Origin of the sequence: Nonomuraea sp. NBC_00507 (genome assembly GCF_036013525.1) — a bacterium.
Lineage (GTDB): Bacteria > Actinomycetota > Actinomycetes > Streptosporangiales > Streptosporangiaceae > Nonomuraea.
The window spans coordinates 5,720,695-5,739,593 of record NZ_CP107853.1 but is presented as its reverse complement, the minus strand read 5'-3'; the positions used below and the strand labels follow the sequence as shown (position 1 = coordinate 5,739,593).

15 protein-coding genes and 1 other RNA gene are annotated in these 18,899 nt (G+C 72.0%); 8 read left to right on the top strand and 8 right to left on the bottom strand.

The annotated features are described in order from the left end of the window. Positions 1-7 precede the first annotated feature (7 nt). From OHA25_RS27890 to OHA25_RS27865, 6 genes are all read left to right on the top strand, one after another. Positions 8-286 (top strand): sarcosine oxidase subunit delta, encoded by a 279-nt coding sequence (locus OHA25_RS27890; RefSeq protein WP_327590414.1) that lies wholly within the window; start codon positions 8-10, stop codon positions 284-286. Then, positions 283-3,057 (top strand): FAD-dependent oxidoreductase, encoded by a 2,775-nt coding sequence (locus OHA25_RS27885; protein ID WP_327590413.1) that lies wholly within the window; start codon positions 283-285, stop codon positions 3,055-3,057. The genes OHA25_RS27890 and OHA25_RS27885 overlap by 4 nt, the downstream gene beginning before the upstream one ends. Next, the gene (locus OHA25_RS27880; RefSeq protein ID WP_327590412.1) at positions 3,050-3,613 is read left to right on the top strand and encodes a sarcosine oxidase subunit gamma; all 564 of its coding nucleotides are present in this window, start codon (positions 3,050-3,052) and stop codon (positions 3,611-3,613) included. The genes OHA25_RS27885 and OHA25_RS27880 overlap by 8 nt, the downstream gene beginning before the upstream one ends. Continuing rightward, on the top strand, positions 3,610-4,986 hold the full coding sequence (locus OHA25_RS27875) for an L-serine ammonia-lyase (RefSeq protein WP_327590411.1): 1,377 nt from the start codon (positions 3,610-3,612) through the stop codon (positions 4,984-4,986). Before OHA25_RS27880 ends, OHA25_RS27875 begins: the two co-directional genes overlap by 4 nt. 45 nt (positions 4,987-5,031) lie before the next feature. After that, positions 5,032-8,595: a WD40 repeat domain-containing serine/threonine protein kinase gene (locus tag OHA25_RS27870; protein WP_327590410.1), complete on the top strand. Its 3,564-nt coding sequence runs from the start codon at positions 5,032-5,034 to the stop codon at positions 8,593-8,595. 84 nt (positions 8,596-8,679) lie between these two features. Then, entirely contained in the window at positions 8,680-9,558 is an 879-nt protein-coding gene (locus OHA25_RS27865; RefSeq protein ID WP_327590409.1) for a serine hydrolase, read from the top strand. 15 nt (positions 9,559-9,573) lie between these two features. On the opposite strand, the gene OHA25_RS27860 is transcribed toward OHA25_RS27865, so the two are convergent. The 8 genes from OHA25_RS27860 to OHA25_RS27825 all read right to left on the bottom strand — a co-directional run bounded on the left by OHA25_RS27860 (position 9,574) and on the right by OHA25_RS27825 (position 16,212). Beyond that, entirely contained in the window at positions 9,574-10,605 is a 1,032-nt protein-coding gene (locus tag OHA25_RS27860) for an ABC transporter ATP-binding protein (protein ID WP_327590408.1), read from the bottom strand. Then, positions 10,602-11,447 carry an ABC transporter permease gene (locus tag OHA25_RS27855; protein WP_327590407.1) on the bottom strand — a complete coding sequence of 282 codons (846 nt, stop codon included), beginning with the start codon at positions 11,445-11,447 and terminating at the stop codon, positions 10,602-10,604. The genes OHA25_RS27860 and OHA25_RS27855 overlap by 4 nt, the downstream gene beginning before the upstream one ends. A gap of 5 nt (positions 11,448-11,452) precedes the next feature. Next, a complete protein-coding gene (gene modA / locus OHA25_RS27850; protein WP_442942144.1) occupies positions 11,453-12,244 on the bottom strand; it encodes a molybdate ABC transporter substrate-binding protein in 792 nt (263 codons plus the stop codon). Between the two features lie 11 nt (positions 12,245-12,255). Next, positions 12,256-12,666: a TOBE domain-containing protein gene (locus tag OHA25_RS27845; protein WP_305922331.1), complete on the bottom strand. Its 411-nt coding sequence runs from the start codon at positions 12,664-12,666 to the stop codon at positions 12,256-12,258. A gap of 245 nt (positions 12,667-12,911) precedes the next feature. After that, positions 12,912-13,301, bottom strand: an RNA gene (gene rnpB, locus OHA25_RS27840) — RNase P RNA component class A. Positions 13,302-13,448: 147 nt separating this feature from the next. Beyond that, complete coding sequence (locus tag OHA25_RS27835; protein ID WP_327590406.1) at positions 13,449-14,672, bottom strand: bifunctional RNase H/acid phosphatase; 1,224 nt, start codon at positions 14,670-14,672, stop codon at positions 13,449-13,451. Beyond that, positions 14,669-15,409: a zinc ribbon domain-containing protein gene (locus OHA25_RS27830; protein WP_327590405.1), complete on the bottom strand. Its 741-nt coding sequence runs from the start codon at positions 15,407-15,409 to the stop codon at positions 14,669-14,671. The genes OHA25_RS27835 and OHA25_RS27830 overlap by 4 nt, the downstream gene beginning before the upstream one ends. Positions 15,410-15,411: 2 nt before the next feature. Continuing rightward, complete coding sequence (locus OHA25_RS27825; RefSeq protein ID WP_327590404.1) at positions 15,412-16,212, bottom strand: Nif3-like dinuclear metal center hexameric protein; 801 nt, start codon at positions 16,210-16,212, stop codon at positions 15,412-15,414. A gap of 116 nt (positions 16,213-16,328) precedes the next feature. Between OHA25_RS27825 and OHA25_RS27820 the strand changes: the two genes are divergently transcribed. Both OHA25_RS27820 and OHA25_RS27815 read left to right on the top strand, forming a co-directional pair. Continuing rightward, complete coding sequence (locus OHA25_RS27820) at positions 16,329-17,783, top strand: flavin-containing monooxygenase (protein WP_327590403.1); 1,455 nt, start codon at positions 16,329-16,331, stop codon at positions 17,781-17,783. A 61-nt stretch (positions 17,784-17,844) separates the two neighbouring features. Then, the gene (locus OHA25_RS27815; protein ID WP_327590402.1) at positions 17,845-18,873 is read left to right on the top strand and encodes a dipeptidase; all 1,029 of its coding nucleotides are present in this window, start codon (positions 17,845-17,847) and stop codon (positions 18,871-18,873) included. The last annotated feature ends 26 nt before the right edge of the window (positions 18,874-18,899 follow it).

Here is an 18,899-nt window from a genome sequence, read left to right as displayed (position 1 = left end):
CGCCACGATGCTGCTGATCCCCTGTCCCTGGTGCGGCCCTCGAGACGAGGCCGAGTTCCACTACGGCGGCCAGGCCCACGTCGCCTACCCGGAGAATCCGGGTGCGCTCTCCGACGAGGAGTGGGCCCGCTACCTGTTCTTCCGTGACAACCCCAAGGGGTCGTTCGCCGAGCGGTGGAGCCATTCCGCGGGCTGCCGCCGCTGGTTCAACGCCGTACGCGACACCGCCACGAACGAGATCCACGCCGTCTACCGCGTGGGCGAGCGCCGACCGGTGACGCCGTGAGGCGCGCGACCGGCGGGCGCGTCGACCGCACCCGCACGCTCCGCTTCCGCTTCGACGGCCGCGACTACACGGGACACCCCGGCGACACGCTCGCCTCGGCGCTGCTGGCCAATGGTGTGCGCCAGGTCGGGACGAGCGTCAAGCTCGGCCGCCCGCGCGGGATCGTCGCCGCGGGCAGCGAGGAGCCCAGCGCGCTGGTGCAGATCGAGGAGCCGTTCCCCGAGCCCATGCTGACGGCGACCACCGTCGAGCTGTATGACGGCCTGGTCGCGAGCGGGCTGCCCGGCCAGGGCCGCCTGGCCGCCGAGCCCGACCCGGCCCGCTACGACGCCATCCACGCGCACTGCGACGTGCTGGTGGTGGGCGCGGGCCCCGCCGGGCTGTCCGCGGCCCGGGCGGCCGCGCGCACCGGCGCCCGTGTGATCCTCGCCGACGAGCAGCCCGAGCCCGGCGGCAGCCTGCTCGGCACGGCCGAGCAGCTGGCGGGCCTGCCGGCCGCCGAATGGGCCGGGGCCGTCGCGGCGGAGCTGGCGGGCCTGCCCGAGGTCACGGTGCTGCCACGTACTACGGTCTTCGGCTATTACGACGACAACTACCTGATCGCCGTCGAACGGCGCACCAACCACCTCGGTGGGGCGGCTCCCGCGCACGTGGCCAGGGAGCGCGTGTGGCGCATCAGGGCGCGGCGGGTCGTGCTGGCCACCGGCGCGCACGAACGGCCGATCGCCTTCGCGGGCAACGACCTGCCCGGCGTGATGCTGGCGGGCGCGGCGCGGACGTACGTCAACCGGTACGGCGTGCTGCCGGGGAGCCGGGCGGTGGTGTTCACGACCGGCGACAGCGCCTACGCGGCCGCGTTGGACCTCGCCGGCGCGGGCGTGGACGTGCTGGCCATCGCGGACGTGCGGCCGGCGCCCGGCGCGGGCTGGGCCGAGCGGGCGCGCGAGGCCGGCATCGAGGTGCTGACCGGGCACGTGGTGACGGCCGCCGCCGGGGACGGGCAGGTCTCCTCGGTCCTGGTGGGGCGGCGTCCGGGCAACGGCGCGGCTGCCGCGGGCGAGCGGTCGTTCGACGCCGACCTGCTGCTGGTCTCCGGGGGCTGGAACCCGGTGGTGCACCTGTTCAGCCAGTCGGGCGGGACGCTCTGCTACGACGAGGCGCTGGGCACGCTGGTGCCTGGCGCGTCCCGGCAGGCGGTGGAGGTGGCAGGCGCGGCCAGGGGCGTGTTCACGCTGGCCGGATGCCTGGAGGACGGCGCGGGCGGCGGTGGCGGCCGGGCCTCCGCCGCGGGCGAGCCGTACTGGCTGGTGCCCGCCACCGACTACGGCACCCACTTCGTCGACCTGCAGCGGGACGTGACCGTGGCGGACGTGCTGCGGGCGACCGGCGCGGGGCTGCGCTCGGTCGAGCACGTCAAGCGGTACACCACCGCGGGCACGGCTCATGACCAGGGCAAGACCTCCGGCCTGCTGACGACGGCCGTCATGGCGCACGCGCTGGGCGTTCCGGTGGGCGAGCTGGGCAGCACGACGTTCCGGGCACCGTACACGCCGGTGAGCTTCGCGGCGCTGGCCGGGCGCGACCGCGGCGCGCTGCACGATCCGGTCCGGGTCACCGCGCTGCACGAGTGGCACGTCACGCACGGCGCGCTGTTCGAGAACGTCGGCCAGTGGAAGCGGCCGTGGTACTACCCCCGTCCCGGCGAGGACATGGAGGCCGCGGTCCTGCGCGAGTGCCGGGCGGCGCGGGAGGGTGTGGCGGCGATGGACGCCTCCACGCTCGGCAAGATCGACGTGATCGGGCCCGACGCGGCGGAGTTCCTCGACCGGCTGTACACGAACCTGATGAGCACGCTGGCCGTCGGCGCCATCAGGTACGGCGTGATGTGCCGGGCCGACGGCATGGTCTTCGACGACGGCACCGTCATCAGGCTCGCCGAGGACCACTTCCTCGTCACCACCACCACGGGCAACGCCGCGGCCGTCCTGGACTGGATGGAGGAGTGGCTGCAGACCGAGTGGCCGTGGCTGCGGGTGCACCTCACCTCGGTCACCGAGCAATGGGCCACCGTGGCGCTGGTCGGTCCCGGCTCGCGCGAGGTGCTGGCCGGGCTCGCCCCCGCTCTGGCCGTCGGCGCGGCCGAGTTCCCGTTCATGACCTGGCGGGAGGCGGAGGTCGCGGGGATGGCCGCGCGGGTGTGCCGGATCAGCTTCTCGGGCGAGCTGGCCTACGAGATCAACGTGACCTCGTGGGAGGGTCTGGCCCTGTGGGAGGCCATCATGGACACCGGGGTCGTCACGCCGTACGGGACCGAGACCATGCACGTGCTGCGGGCCGAGAAGGGTTACCCGATCGTCGGGCAGGACACCGACGGCACGGTCACGCCGCAGGACCTGGGCATGTCGTGGGTGGTGTCGAAGAAGAAGGCCGACTTCATCGGCAAGCGCTCGTTCGCCCGGGCCGACACGGTCCGCGCGGACCGCAAACAGCTCGTCGGGCTGCTCCCCGAGGACCCCGCTCTGCTGCTGCCCGAGGGGACGCACGTGGTGGAGTTCGCCGGCCTGCCCGAGCCGCCCGTGCCGATGCTCGGGCACGTGACCTCGAGCTACCGCAGCGCCGCGCTGGGCCGTACGTTCGCGTTGGCGCTGGTCAGCGGCGGGCAGGGACGGGTCGGCGAACGGCTCTACGCACCGGTCGGCGACACCCTGGTGCCCGTCACCGTGACCTCTCACGTCCTGTACGACCCGGAAGGAGCACGCCGCGATGGCTGAGCGCAGGAGTCCGGCCGCGGCCTTCGCCGACCGGTTCGCGACCGCGTCCAAGAGCGAGGCGCTGACGCTGGCGGAGATCCCCTTTCTCCGCCAGATCAACGTACGGGTGGACCCGGAGAGCCCGGCGGCCGCCGGCCTCGGGCGGGCGCTCGGCGTCGCGCTGCCGGTCTCGCCGGGCACCGCCGTGCGTTCCGGCGAGGTGACCGTGGCCTGGCTCGGGCCCGACGAGTGGCTGGTGATCGGGCCCGACGGGTATGACGCCGAGCCGCTGCGCGCGGCCCTCGGCGACCGGCACGGATCCGTGGTGGACGTGTCGGCGCAACGCACCACCCTCCTGGTCGGCGGCCCTCGGGCACGCGACCTGCTGGCCCATGGCTGCGCCCTCGACCTGCACCCTTCGGTGTTCGGCCCGGGCGCGTGCGCGCAGACCATGCTGGCGCGCGCCCAGGTCGTGCTGCTCCCCCAGCAGGACGGGTTCCTGGTGCTCGTACGCTCGTCGTTCGCGGCCTATCTGGCCGAGTGGCTGCTGGACGCGGCGACGGAATATGTGACATGAGCATCGGCGTCTTCGACCTGTTCAAGATCGGTATCGGCCCGTCGAGCTCCCACACCGGCGGGCCGATGGCGGCCGCGCACAAGTTCGCCCGCGGCCTGCACGAGGACGGCCTGCTGCCGCGCGTGGCGCGCGTCCAGGCCATCCTGTACGGCTCACTCGGCCTCACCGGCAAGGGCCACGGCAGCGACAAGGCCGTCCTACTGGGCCTGTCGGGCGAGAAGCCCGAACTCGTGGACGTGGACACCATCGACGACCGCCTGACCGCGATGCGCGCCTCCGGCACCGTCAACCTCTACGGCACCCACGAAATCCCCTTCGTCGTCGGCGAGGACCTGATCTTCGAACGCAAGATCTCCCTCCCCGAGCACCCGAACGGCATGCGCTTCACCGCCTGCACCGCGGAAGGCGACACGCTGCGGGAAAAGGTCTACTTCTCGGTCGGCGGCGGCTTCGTCGTGGACGAGAACGCCACCGGCGCCGACCGCATCAAGCCCGACGACACCGTGCTCCCCTACCCCTTCACCACCGGGGAAGAGCTCCTCAAACACTGCTCGAACACGGGCTTGTCGATCTCCGGGCTGATGCTGGAGAACGAGAAGGCCTTCGGCCGCACCGAGGCGGAGATCCGCGCGGGGATCCTCAACCTGTGCTGGGTCATGTCGGAGTGCGTCCAACGCGGGATCTCACGGGAGGGGGTGCTCCCCGGCGGCCTGCGCGTCAAGCGCCGCGCGCACGGCCTGCACCGGCGCCTGCGCAGCGAGTCGCCGGAGAAGGACCCGTTGCAGGCCATGGACTGGGTGTCGCTGTTCGCGCTGGCGGTCAACGAGGAGAACGCCGCCGGGGGCCGCATCGTGACCGCGCCGACGAACGGCGCGGCTGGCATCATCCCCGCCGTCCTGACCTACTACACGAGATACATCCCCCGCGCCGACGACGAGGGCGTGGTCCGCTTCCTGCTGACGGCGGCGGCGATCGGCGTGCTGATCAAGGAGAACGCCTCGATCTCCGGCGCGGAGGTCGGCTGCCAGGGCGAGGTCGGCTCGGCCTGCGCCATGGCCGCCGCCGGGCTCACCGAGGTCCTCGGCGGCACGCCCGAGCAGGTGGAGAACGCCGCCGAGATCGGCATCGAGCACAACCTGGGCCTGACCTGCGACCCGATCGGCGGCCTGGTGCAGATCCCGTGCATCGAACGCAACGCGGTCGCCTCGATCAAGGCGATCACCGCGGCCAGGATCGCCCTGCGCGGCGACGGCCGCCACTTCGTCTCGCTGGACAAGGCCATCAAGACGATGCGCGACACCGGCCGGGACATGCTGGACAAGTACAAGGAGACCTCGCGCGGCGGCCTCGCCGTCAACGTCATCGAGTGCTAGACCCGCCGCCCGAACCAGATCCGATGATCGACTGTCTAAGCAACCATGACAGCAGACAGGCTGCGCCCGGGGGATCCGTCGAGGCTGGGCCGCTACCGGTTGGCGAGCCGGCTCGGCTCCGGCGGCCAAGGCGTCGTCTACGAGGGCTACGACGAGGCGGCCAACCGCGTGGCGGTCAAGGTCCTGCACGCCTACCTGTCCGGCGACTCTCCCCTGCGCCGCCGCTTCACCAGCGAGGTGACCGCCGCGCAGCAGGTGGCCTCGTTCTGCACGGCCCGCATCCTGGATCACGACCTCGAAGGCGAGCGCCCGTACATCGTCAGCGAGTTCGTCCCCGGGCCGAGCCTGCGTGCGGCGATCTCGGAGGGGGCTCCGCTCTCGGGTGACCCGCTGCACCGGCTGGCCGTGGGCGTGGCCACCGCGCTGGCCGCCATCCACCAGGCGGGCGTGGTGCACCGCGATCTGAAGCCGGAGAACGTCCTGCTGGGGCCGGACGGGCCTCGAGTGATCGACTTCGGCATCGCCCGGGCCGCGGGGCTGTCGATGACCTCGACGGGCGAGCTGGCCGGCACCCCGATGTACATGGCGCCGGAGTTGTTCTCCGGGGGCCGCGCCGAGCCGGCGGCCGACGTGTTCGCCTGGGGTGCGGTGGTCTTGTTCGCCGCGACGGGACGCGACGCCTTCACCGCCCCGACGACGATCGCGGTCATCAACCGCCTGCTCAATCACGACCCCGACCTCGACGTCCTGCCCGAGGGGCTGCGCGAGCTGGTCCGCGCCGCGCTGTCGAAGGTCCCGGCCGCGCGTCCCTCCGCGCAGCGCCTGCTGCTGACGCTGCTCGGCGGCGGGGGACGCGCGATGCTGGCCGAGGGCGCCCAGGCCGCCGCCGGCGTGCGGCCTCCCGGTGAGCCGGCCGCCGACCCTGCGCTCGGCACGGTGGCCGAGCGGTTCTACGCCGCGCTGCCGGCGTCCGAGCGCCAGGTAGCGCGTGATCTGCTGCTGCGGCTGGTGGACGTGCGCGACGGCGACGAGGTGCCGCGCACCGCCGGCGTGGACGAGCTCCTCGACGTACGCCACGAGGCCACCGAGCGGGTGCTCGCCGCGCTCGAGGAGGCCACGCTGGTCCGCCGCAAGGCAGACGGGGTCGCCATCGGCAGCGCCGCCCTGCTGTACGCCTGGCCTCGGCTGCACGAGTGGGTGACCGGCGACCGCGACGCGCTTGGCCGCCACCGTGAGCTGGGCGAGGCCGCCCGCCGGTGGGCGCGGAACGGCCGCCGCCCCGAGGACCTCCTTCGCGGCGCCGCCCTGCGCCAGGCGCTGGAGTGGACTCACGGCGCGTCCCTGACCCTGAACACCACGGAGCGGGAGTTCATCGAGGCGAGCCGGGCCGGATCGGTCCGTCAGGGCAGGCTGCGCCGCCTGGTCACCACCGGCGTGGTGGTGCTGCTCGTCGCCTCGCTCACCGCCGGCGCCCTCGCCTGGCAGCAGTCGCTCAAGAGTGACGAGGCCGGCAGGCGCCTGGCCGAGGAGCGGGCACAGGCCGCGGCCCGGCGGGTGGCGCTGCAGGCGGACGCGCTGCGCAGGACCGACCCGGTGAAGGCGATGCTGCTCAGCGTGGCGGCCTACCGCATCGCACCGGTTCCCGAGGCGGGATCGGCGGTGCTGGGCTCGCTCGCCCAGCAGGAGCAGTCGGTCTTCACCGACCCTGCCCCGGCCAACGAGGGGCGGGCGCTGAGCCCCGACGGGCGGACGCTGGTGAGCGCGGGGGCCGGCCGGGTGACCGCCTACGACCTGGCGACGGGACGTCCGGTGAGGACCTTCGGCGGTATCGGCGAGGCGCCCGTCACCGCGGCGGTGGGCCCCGACGGTGACACGCTGGCGCTCGCGCGGGGCAGCAGGATGGAGCTGTGGAGCCTGCGCGGCGGCAAGCGGCTGGGCGAGGGCCAGTGGACGCCTGACGAGTCGACCAGCAACGACGGCCGCCCGGACAGCATGGAGTTCAGCCCCGCCGGGGGCTACATCGTCGTGCGCGACAATCTGGGCGGGCCGTACGTCGGGCTGTGGAACGTGGCACGGCGGGCGCTGGACAAGCCGAAGGGGTGGCTGAGCAACGCGCGGCTCGGACCCGGCGACCGCTTCGGCGCCGTCGAGATCACCGAGGACCGCACCGAGTCCGCGCTGCGGACCTTCCCCGGCTGGGGAACGCCTACGGGCAAGCGGCTCCCCAGCACCCTGCCGGGGCAGGTCCTCTCCTTGAGCCCCGACGGCGCGCTGGCCACCGTGGGAGACGAGAAGAGAACGACCCTGTGGAGCCTGTCCACCGGCAGGCGGGAGCGGCGGGTCTTCCCCGGGCACGCCACCGACGCCGTCTTCAGCGACGACGGCCGGTACCTGATCACCTTCGGGAACTGGGCGGGCGGTCGTCTCACGCTGTGGCGGCTGGACGACGCGGCCCCGCTCCTGCGGCTCACCGTCACCTCCAGGATCGTCGGATCACCGCGGTTCGGCCCCGGAAATCGCACCCTGAGCATCCTGGACGACGCCGGGCAGGTGACCACCTACGACATCAGCCGGCAGACCGGTCCCCGGCGTGTCCTGCCTGCCGATGCCCTGCAGCCGCGGTTCACCGCGTCGGGCGACCTGCTGTTCGCCCGGACGGGCCAGACCGTGCGCAGCTGGTCGGTGCCCCGCTTCACGCAGACCGGGCGACTGCGCGCGCCCACGGAGGGTGGGGCGATCACGCGGGTCAGCCCCGACGGGCGTACGGTCGTCACCATCTCCACGGAGGACCTCACCGCGGGCCCTGCGTTCTGGGACGCGGCGTCCGGGCGCAAGCTGGGCAGCGTGCCCTTGAGCTCGTTGGACAGCAGGGCGGACATGCAGATCAGCCCCGATGGCCGGCTGCTCGCCATCAGCCAGGCCTTGGGCGGCGACTACTACGGCGGGGGCGACGTCGTCGTCATCGATCTCGCGCAGCGCAAGCGGGTGATGCGGTTCAGCCCGGTCGCGGGAGGCCCGCTGTCCTTCAGCTCCGACAGCAGGTTCCTCGTCACCGCCGACCTCGGTGGTGCCGACGTCATCGACCTCGTCTCCCGCAAGGTGCTGCCCCATGCGCAAGGCCCCGGCACGCTCGCGGAGAAGTGGATGACGCTCGCCCCGAAGGGCCCGCTGGCCGTCTCACCGTACGGGAGCAGGGCGGTGGTCCTGTGGGACACCCGCACCTGGCGTACGACGGGTCAGGTGTTCAGGGTGGCGGGAGACGTGGTGGGGGCGAGGTTCTCCCCTGACGGACGGCTCCTGGCGGTGGCCCACGACACCAGGGTGACGCTGTTCGACGCGGTCGCGGGGCGTCAGCTCGGCGCCGCCTGGACCGTGACCACCGGGGCGTACGACCCGACGGACGACGACCCCATGCCCGCGCTCGCCTTCACGCGCGACGGCTCGAGTCTGCACGTGGTGGGGCACGACGGCGCGTTCCAGGACCTGCCGGTCGACCCCGGGCGGGCCGTCCGGGCCGTGTGCGAGCGGGCGGGCCGCCGGCTCACTCGCGAGGAATGGCGCGAGCACGTGGGAGCCGATCTGGCTTACCGGGAGGTTTGTCCCGCTTAGAGGCGCCCACTTCGGTGGAAGCTCGCTGAGCACTGTTACGCATGGCTAACGCGGCGGAAACAGCTCCATCGGGATGCTCCTGCCATGCACCCCTTGCCCGTCGTGGCGGCGCTCGCGCCGCTGATCCTCCTCACGTCGAGCGCCCCGCTACCCGATCCCGTCCCCCTCATCTCCGTCCCCGTCGCCATGCTCACGACCCCGGCTCCGGCGCCCGCTGCGGAGCAGAAGCCGAAGCCGTCGTCCTCGTACAAGAAGGCCCTGACCCGGTCCTTGAGGGACCTCCCAGGCCGGTTCGCGGTGACGGCTCACGATCTGTCCACCGGGCGGTCCTACTCCTACAACCGCGGGCTCAGGACGGCGACGGCCAGCATCGTCAAGGTGGACATCGTGATGGCGCTGCTGCTCAGGGCCCAGCGCCAGCGCCGCGGCCTCAGCACCTGGGAACGGCGTGCCGCCGCGCGGGCCATCAAGGTCAGCGACAACACCGCCGCCTCCGCGCTGTGGTCGGCCATCGGCGGCGCGTCCGGGCTGGCCGCCGCGAACAAGAAGTTCGGCCTGCGCGACACGCGCCCCGGACCGGGCGGGGCATGGGGAGCGACCACCACCAGCGCCGCCGACCAGGTCCGCCTGCTGACCGCGCTCACCTCGCCCAAGAGCCCGCTGTCGGCGAAGAACCGCAGGTACGTGCTCGGACTGATGGCCGATGTGGCGGCCGAGCAGGCGTGGGGCGTCAGCGCGTCCGGGCGCGAGGGCACCGATGTCGCGCTCAAGAACGGCTGGCTGCCGCGCCCACGGCACGGAGGGCTGTGGACGGTCAACAGCATCGGGCGGGTACGGGATCGCGGGCACACGTACCTGCTCGCGGTGATCTCGGAGCGGCACGGTTCGATGGGGGCCGGCGTCAAGACGGTGGAGCGGGTGAGCCGGCTCGTCACCAAGGCCATGTCCCGGACGGCTTCGTAGGCGGTGAGGCCGCCCTCATGCGGGATAGGTGTGGGTCTCGGTGGCCTTGACGGAGGCCCACACCTGCTGGCCGGGCGTCAGGTCGAGGTCGGCCAGGGCGGCGGGGGTGATGTCGGCGAAGGCGGTGATCGGGCCGTCGAGGTGCACGCGGACGTTGTCGCCGTGGCGTTCGATGCCGTCGATGCGGGCCTGCCAGACGTTGCGGGGGCTGCCGTCCGGCCGGGTGCGGTAAAGGGCCACGGCCGCCGGAGGGAACGCGACGAACACCGGCCCCTTCAGGCGGTCCGACGTGGTGATCAACAGGTCGCCCACCTTGACCCGGGGCCCGTCGGCCGTCCCTCGGTACAGATTGAGTCCCACCAGGCGGGCGACATAGTCGGTACGCGGCCGGCGGGAGATCTCGCCCGGGGCGCCTTCCTGCACCACGGCGCCGTTCTCGATGACGATCAGCCGGTCGGCCAGCACCATGGCATCGAGAGGGTCGTGGGTGACCAGGACCGTGGCGCCGTCGAAGTCCGCCAGATGGCGGCGTAGCTGGGAGCGCACCTCCAGCCGGGTGTGGGCGTCCAGCGCGGCCAGCGGCTCGTCCAGCAGCAGCAGGCGTGGGCGTACGGCCAGCGCGCGGGCCAGGGCGACGCGCTGGGCCTGGCCGCCGGACAGGTGCCGGGGTTTGGCGGCGGCGTGGGCCGACAGGCCAACGTGCTCCAGCAGGGCGGCGGCGGTGCGGCGGGACTCGCTCTTGGAGGCGCCATGGCAGCGCGGCCCGAAGGCGACGTTGTCCAGGGCGGACAGGTGCGGGAAGAGCAGGTAGTCCTGGAAGACCATGCCGATCGGGCGTTGCTCGGCGGCCAGGCTGTGCACGGAGTCGCCGTCCAGGACCACGTGTCCGCCGGTCATGGCGGTCAGGCCGGCCAGAGCGCGCAGTGCGGTGGTCTTGCCCGCGCCATTGGGGCCGAGCAGCGCCACCACCTCCCCGGCGGCGACCTGCAGGGCGAGGTCGAGGGCGAAGGCGGGTCGGGTGACCACCAGGTGAGCGTCGAGGGTCATGGGCTGTTCACCCACCGGTCGCGCAGGCTGGCCAGGATGATCACCGAAACGGCCAGCAGGACGAGGCTGAGCACGATCGCCGCCTCAGGGGCGGTCTCCAGCGCCAGATAGACCGCCAGCGGCATCGTCCGCGTCGTGCCGGGGAAGTTGCCCGCGAATGTGATCGTGGCGCCGAACTCGCCCAGCGCCCGAGCCCAGCACAGCACCGCCCCCGCCATCACCCCGGGCATGATGAGCGGCAGGGTGACGCGGCGGAAGACGACCCAGCGCGAGGCTCCGAGCGTCGCGGCGGCCTCCTCGAAGCGCTGGTCGGCGCCGCGCAACGCGCCCTCGACGCTGATCACGAGGAACGGCATCGCCACGAACGCCTCGGCCACGACGACCCCCGCCGTGGTGAAGGGCAACGTGACCCCGAACGTGGACTCCAGCCACTGCCCGAGCAGGCCGCGCCGCCCCAGCACCAGCAGCAGCGCCACACCGCCGACGACCGGGGGCAGCACCAGCGGGACGGTCACCAGAGCCCGCACCACCCTCCGGCCGGGGAAGTCGACCCGCGCCAGCAGCCAGGCCAGCGGCACGCCGAGCAGCAGGCACAGCGCGGTGGCGATGGTGGCGCACACCAGTGACAGCCGCAGCGCCTCCAGCACGTGCGGCTCGGCCAGCCGCTGCGGCAGCGTGGACCAGGGAGCGCGGATCAGCAGCCCGGCCAGCGGCAGCACCAGGAACGCCAGCCCGAGCAGCGCGGGCAGCACCAGCATCCAGGGCAGGCGGCCGGACCTCTGACGGGGGGCCGCCGAACGTCCGGCGGCCCTGTCCGGATCGGCGTGCTCAGGAGTGACCATGCGGATCAGGGTGCCTCGAAGCCGCTCTTGACCAGCACGTCCTTGCCCCGCTGTGACAGCACCAGGTCCACGAACTGCCGTGCCAGATCACCGGCGGGCGCCTTGGTCAGCGCGGCGATCGGGTAGTCGTTGATCGCCTGGTCGGCTTCGGGGAAGTCGATGCCCTTCACCTTGCCCGCCGAGGCGATCACGTCGGTCTTGTAGACCAGCGCCGCGTCCACCTCGCCCAGCTCGACCTTGGTCAGCGTGGCCTTGACGTCCTGCTCCAAGGTGACGGGGGTGACCTTGAGCCCGGCCGCGGCCAGCGCCTTGATCGCGGCGGCCCCGCACGGCACCTGCTCGGCGCACAACGCCACCTTCACCCTCGGATCGGCCAGATCCTTCAGTTCGTCCACCTTGCCCGGGTTGTCCGCGGGCACGGCGATCTGCAGCTTGTTACGTACGAACGTCGTCGGCGAGCTCGCCAGCCCGGCGTCGGTCACCGTCTTCATGGTGGCCGGGCTGGCGGCGGCGAAGACGTCGGCCGGCGCGCCCTGGGTGATCTGCTGGGCCAGAGTCGCGCTGGAGCCGAAGTTGAACCTCACCGTCGTGCCCGGGTGAGCGGCCTCGAAGTCCTTGCCGAGCTCGGTGAAGGTGCCGGTCAGCGACGCCGCCGCGAACACCGTCACCTCCTTGGCCCCGCCCCCGGCAGAGGACGCCGACGTGCCGGCCTGCCGGCCGGAGCCGCAGCCGGACAGCCCCGCGACCACGAGCGCGAGGGGAAGGGCGAGAACCCATCGGGAAAGACGCCTGGACACCAAAAGCTCCTTCATGGGCTGCCGGCCACGCGTTCCTGACCGGGAGTCTCGACGACGACGTTGGTGGACTTGATCACGGCGACCGCCACCACCCCCGCCTCCAGGCCGAGCTCGTCGGCAGCCTGGCGGCTCATCAGCGACACCACCCGGAACGGCCCCGCGGCGATCTCTACCTGCGCCATCACCGCATCGCGGATCACCTCGGTGACGATCCCGCGAAAGCGGTTGCGCGCCGAGGAACGACCGCCGTCGGGAGCCTCGACCTGGGTGCGGGCGAACGCGGCCAGGTCCGCGCCGTTCACCTGCCGATGACCGTGCTCGTCCCGCTCGGCCGTCAGCCGTCCGGCATCCACCCAGCGGCGCACGGTGTCGGAGCTCACCCCCAGGAGCGCGGCGGCCTCGCTGATCCGAAACGTCGTCACAACCCACACCATACCCCTCGCACCTGCCAGCCTGAAGGCCCCTCCTTCGCCGCAATAGCAGCGCGGTTCAGTCTTCTGCCATGGCATCCGCGAGACGGCATGGAACGCTCCGCGAGCTGCGTGTCCCACCCCGCCATAGCGCGAACTCGGCCTGATGGTGGAAACGAATGCCGAACCGCGAGCGTGGGAGTGTGCGGGAGGGCCATCAAAAGACACAGCTCCGCCCCAGGTCAGAGAGGCGGAGAGTGACGAGTCGGCCTGTAGGCCGGGTTTTGTCCTTCGTGCGAAGGGGCGACCATCCATCTAGGACCGCCGTTGCCGGCGGCCTCAAGCGGTCTACCCGCGCGGCTCGGGCGGGCCGCCCTCGAACGTCGCGCGCAGAACGCTCCGGAGAGCGTCCCTTCTTGACCTTGCTCCGGGTGGGGTTTACCTAGCCGCCCACGTCACCGTGGGCGCTGGTGGTCTCTTACACCACCCTTTCACCCTTACCTCCCGTGGACCGGAAGGCGGTCTGCTTTCTGTGGCACTGTCCCGCGGGTCACCCCGGGTCGGCGTTACCGACCACCCTGCCCTGTGGAGCCCGGACCTTCCTCGGCGAGCCCTCGCGGGCTCGACGCGGTCGCCCGGCCGACTCGTCTATCGAACACTATCAAGTCCCAAGCGGTTCCCAACTCAGCCGCAAGATCGCAGCGCTGGAATGGGGCATGTCATCGCCTGAGGGGGGCGATGCGCCGGCGGCCGTGCCGGGTGATCCTGGCGGAACCCGGCACGGCCCCGACACCTCAGCGCAGGTGCGAGGTGTCGTTGAACGACTTCACCACGGCCGGGCCGTCCGCGTAGTACTCGATCAGCGACAGGCACGCCAGGTCGAGGTGCATCCGGTAAATCGACTCCAGCGGGGCCATGAGGGCGAGCCTCAGGAGCATCTTGATGGGGGTCACGTGCGAGACCGCCAGAACGGTCTTGCCCTCGTATCGCTCCACCAGCCGCTCCCCCGCCGCCTGGACGCGGCGTGCGGCCGTGGCGAAGCTCTCCCCGCCGGGCGGGGCGGTGGCCGGGTCGGCGAGCCAGGCGGCGAGCTCGGCCGGCCACTTCCGCTGGACCTCGGTGAACGTGTGGCCCTCCCAGGCGCCGAAGTCGGCCTCCCTGAGGTCCTCGACCACCTCGACGTCGACACCGGTCCGCCCGGCGACGGCGGCCGCGGTCTGGCGGGCGCGCTTGAGCGGGGAGGTGACGATCACATCCGGCCGGTACGGCTCCCGCGACAGCCGGTCGGCGGCGGCCGACGCCTGCGCGAGGCCGTTGGGCGTGAGCTCGGGGTCGCCCAGGCCGGAGAACCGGCGTTCCAGGGACAGCTCGGTCTCGCCGTGCCTGAGGAGGAGCAGCGAGGTGGCCACGCGGGTGGGCGGAGCCCAGCCGGTGCCGGTGCCGGCGGGTTTGACGCGCTGCTGGGCCGCGGCGACGGAGGCGGCTGGAGCGGATATTTCGGAAATGTCGCCGGCGTCGAGGAGGTCCGTCCGGCGGGTGGCCAGGGTGCGCACCCCCTCCTGCGCGTGGAGGTCGGTGGTGCCGCCCGCCTTCCAGGTCAGGCCCTTGGCGGCGGCGTCCATCGCCTCGTTGGCCAGGCGGTCGGCGTGCTTGTTGCGTTCGCGCGGGATCCAGGTCCACTCCGTGACCCGCAGCCGCCGGGCCAGCGCCGCCGCCTCCATGGCGAGCGGGCGCAGCCCTTCGTTCTTGATCTTCCAGCGGCCCGCCATCTGCTCGATGACCAGCTTCGAGTCCATCCGCACGGCCACCTGCGCGCCCTCGCCGCCCAGGCGGAGCACGGCCTCGAGGCCGGCGATCAGCCCGCGGTATTCGGCGACGTTGTTGGTGGTGACGCCGATGGCCTCGGCCGACTCCGTCAGCACCTGGCCGTCCGCGGCGTCCGTGACGACCGCGCCGTAGCCGGCGGGGCCGGGATTGCCGCGCGAGCCGCCGTCGGCCTCGATGACGTAGTGCGTCACAACCCGGACTCTGCCGTCCGTACGAGAATGCGGCGGCACTCGTCGCAGCGCAGCACCTCGTCGTGGGGTGCGGCCTTGATGCGGTTCATCTCGGCGATGGACAGGGCCACCTTGCAGCCCTGGCACCGGCCGCCGCGCAGCATGGCGGCACCCACGCCGTATTGGTCCCTGAGCTTCACGTAGAGCGCCATCAGGTCGGCGGGGATGTCACTGGCGACGGCGGAGCGGCGGCCCTGGACCTCGGCCGCCTCCTTGTCGATCTCCTTGAGCGCGGCGTCGCGCCGGCCCTCAGCGGCGGACACGGCGGCGGCCACCTCGTCGCGCTGCGCCACCAGGTCGGTCGCCTTGGTGTCCGCGGCCTCGCGGCGCTCCATGATCTCCAAGACGATCTCCTCCAGATCGCCCTGACGCTTCTGCAGCGAGGCGATCTCGGACTGGAGGCTCGCCAGGTCACGCGGGGACGTCACGGCGCCGGAGTCCAGGCGCTTCTGGTCACGGTCGGCGCGCGTGCGCACGGCGTCGACGTCACTCTCCGCCTTGGTCTGCTCGCGGGCCAGGTCGCCGGCCTCGGTCTGGGCCTCGATGACCTGCGTGGCGAGCCTGGCATATTGCTTCGACCGCTCGTCGATCTCGGCCAGCTCCGGAAGGGTGCGGCGGCGGTGGGCCAGCCGGTCGATCACGGAGTCGAGCTCTGCCAGGTCGAGCAGTCTCTTCTGGGCTTCAGGGGCTGCTTTCATGATCAATATCCTCTTGTCCAAGCATCGGTGACCGTGGCGGAGACACGTGTTTCAACGTTAACGCCACTGGCGTGCAGGATGGACGCCGCGCTGTCGAGCCACGGCCACTCGGTCGCCCAGTGCGCGGCGTCGATCAGCGCGGGCCCGCCCGCCTCGATGAACTCGCTCGACGGGTGGTGGCGCAGGTCGGCCGTGAGGAAGACGTCGACTCCGGCGGCCGCGGCCGTGCCGAGGAGCGAGTCGCCCGCGCCGCCGCTGACCGCCACCCGCCGCACCGTCCTGGACAGATCGCCGGCCGCGCGAACCCCCCACGAGGTGTGCGGCAGCCCCTTGGCGGCCTGGGCCGCGAACTCCCCCAGCGTCGCCGGCTCCGGCAGCTCCCCTATGCGGCCCAGCCCGCGCCACGGGTCGTCGGGAAAGGGCTGGAGCGGCACCAGGTCGCCGGTCAGCCCGACGGCCCTGGCCAAGGCGTCCGACACGCCGGGGTTGGCGACGTCGGCGTTGGTGTGGGCGGTGTAGAGGGCGACGTCGTTCTTGATCAGAGTGTGGACGAGCCGGCCCTTGGGGGTCGTCGCGGCGACGCTCGTGGTGCCGCGCAGGTAGAGAGGATGGTGGGTGACGATCAGGTCGGCGCCCCACTCCAGGGCCTCTTCGGCCACGACCGCGACCGGATCGACCGCGAACAACACCCGCCGCACCTGCTGGGCCGGATCCCCGCAGACCGGCCCCACCGCGTCCCACGACTCGGCCCGGGCGGGCGGATAGGCCGCCTCGAGCACCTCGATCACATCCGTCAACGTCACAGCAGCCACCTGCGCAGACTATCGGCACGCGGGAGGGGTTCGTGGGGCTCTGCAGGGGGTGTCGCCGGTACGGGGTTCGGCATACGGTAAGTGGATACTGACACGCGGAGGACGGCATGGCACCAAACGTCGCGATCGTCGGAGCGGGATTCGGCGGACTGTGCATGGCGATCCAGCTCGAACGGGCCGGGATCCGCTCCTACACCGTGTTCGAGAAGGCAGGGGACCTCGGCGGCACCTGGCGTGACAACAGTTATCCGGGGGCAGGCTGCGACATTCCCTCGCATTTGTATTCCTACTCGTTCGAGAAGTACACGAGCTGGACCCGCCGCTACCCGGCGCAGCCTGAAATTCTCGGATATCTAGAGCATTGCGCCGATAAGTACGACACCAGGCGACAAATCCGCTTCGGGACCGAGGTCCGCCGGGCCGCCTTCCATGACTCCCAGTGGTGGCTCACCACCGCCGATGGCGCCGGCGAGGAGCGTACGGAGGCGTTCGACGTGATGGTCATGGGCGTCGGCCAGCTCAACCGCCCCCGCCTGCCGGACATTGCGGGATTGCCGGACTTCGCGGGCGTCTCCTTCCACTCCGCCCGCTGGAACCACGACCACGACCTCACCGGCAGGCGCGTCGCCGTGATCGGGAACGGCTCGTCGGCGGCCCAGTTCATCCCGCGGATCGCCGAGCAGGTCGAGCGGCTGCACGTCTTCCAGCGCACCCCCAACTGGGTGATCCCCAAGCCGGACGCCACCTTCGGACCTCTGGCCACACGTGCGTTCCGCTTCGTCCCCGGCCTCCAGCGGGCCTACCGCGAGTGGATCTACCGGTACGCCGAGGCCACCCTCTACCCCGCGCTCGCCCAGGGCTGGAGCGCCGGACTGCTGAAGAAGCGGGCGCTGCGGCACCTGCGCGACCAGGTGCCCGACCCGGACCTGCGGGCCAAGCTCACGCCCGACTACCCGCCCGGCTGCAAGCGGGTCGTCATCGACAGCACCTTCTATCCGGCGCTGACGAGGGACAACGTCGACGTGGTCACCGACAAGATCGTCCGGATCGCGCCGGAGGGCGTCGAGACCACGGAGGGCCTGCGCGAAGTCGACACGATCGTGTACGCGACCGGCTTCCAGAGCACCGAGTTCCTGGCCCCGATGGAGATCACCGGGCGCGGCGGCCGGTCGCTGCGGGAGCAGTGGACCGGCGGGGCGGAGGCGTACCTGGGCATCTCCGTGCCGAACTTCCCCAACATGTTCCTGCTCTACGGCCCGAACACGAACCTCGGGCACAGCTCCATCATCTTCATGATCGAATGCCAGGTGCGCCACATCATGTCGTGCCTGCCGCACGTGTCGGCGCACGGCCCGATCGAGGTGCGGCCGGCAGCGATGGCGGCGTGGAGCAGGCAGCTCGACGCGGCGATGAGCCGGATGGTGTGGGGCGGAGGCTGTCACAGCTGGTACAAGACGCCGCAGGGCCGCGTCACGAACAACTGGCCCGGATCCACGACGCTCTACCGCAGGCTGACGGCCAAGCCGCCGCTGCCCGCCTATCAGCCGGTCGCCGCGGGCTAGATGATCAGGCGCTCAGGCCGCGGGCTATGACCGGGCCGAGCGCCCGGGGTAACGTCCAATCATGACGCTTGCCCTGCACCAGCGTGCCGTCGTGGCCGACACTCACAACGATCTGCTGATGGCCGTCTCCGCCCGCCCGCCGCAGCAGTGGGCTTCGTTCTTCCGCGAGCAATGGTTGCCCCAGCTCCTCGCGGGCGGGGTCGATCTGCAGGTCCTGCCCGTCTTCATCGACGACCAATATCGGCCGGAGGGCGCGCTGCGGCAGACGCTGCGGATGATCGAGTGCGCGCACGTGCTCGCCGAGGCCAACGCCGACCACGTCCGCATCTGCCTCGACGCCGGCGACATCGACAGAGCACTCGCCGACGGCAAGATCGCCCTGCTGCTGGCGCTGGAGAGCATGCCCGGCCTGGACGCCAACGTCGAGCTGATCTCGACCATGCACCGCCTCGGCGTGCGGGTGGCCTCCATCGCGCACTTCGGCCGCACACCGCTGGCCGACGGCAGCGGCGAGGACGCCACGGGCAGCGGGCTGACCTCGCACGGCGTCGCCGCCCTGGCCGAGATGGAGCGGCTCGGCATCGTCTTCGACGTCTCCCACCTGGGCGCTTCCGGTGTCGCCCACGTCCTGGAGCTGGCCGCCAAACCGGTGATGGCCACCCATTCCGCCGCCCGCGCGCTGCGCGACCACCACCGCAACCTCACCGACGAGCAACTGCGCGGGGTGGCCGCCACCGGAGGCGTGGTCTGCGTCAACTTCTTCGCCCCCTTTCTGGCCGACCGGGAGGAGGACATGACGCTCGACCGCCTGCTCGATCACATCGAACACGTCGCCGACGTGGCCGGCATCGACCACGTGGGACTCGGCCCGGACTTCATCCGCGAGGTCATGGAGGACCTGACGCCACCGTGCTGCGAGGGCGTCTTCTCCAGAGGGGTGAACCCGAAGTCCGCGGTGCCCGGCCTGGAGGGGCCCTCCGGCCTGCCCATGGTCACCGAGGGCCTGCTCGCCCGCGGCCTGCCGGAGAAGGACGTCATGAAGATCATCGGTGGGAACGTGCACCGGTTCTTCGGTGAGCGTCTGGCCTGATCGACGGCGGAGCCTGCGAACAGGCC